Here is a 223-nt window from a genome sequence, read left to right on the forward strand (position 1 = left end):
TGCCGCGGGATGGGCGCTTTTAAACTTTGTCCCAATTGGAAAAGCTGTAAGTCTAGTTGGAAAAGGAATAAAATATGTAGTTTCTGGTTTCGGCAAGACGATTGTAAAGGTTGGAAAAGGGTTAGGCGAAGGAATAACAATGGTGGCTGGGAAAGCTGGAAAAGCAGCCGTCGATGGTATAAAAACAGCTACCCACAAAGTAAAAGAGGGTGTAAACTTTGTA

At 42.6% G+C, this 223-nt stretch carries 1 pseudogene; it reads left to right on the forward strand.

Annotation, left to right across the window (positions count from 1 at the left end):
- Positions 1-223 (forward strand): annotated as a pseudogene (locus MR063_RS22340) (WXG100 family type VII secretion target); the annotation flags it as partial.

The sequence above is a fragment of the Bacillus cereus group sp. BfR-BA-01492 genome, from assembly GCF_022662815.1.
GTDB lineage: Bacteria > Bacillota > Bacilli > Bacillales > Bacillaceae_G > Bacillus_A > Bacillus_A cereus_BD.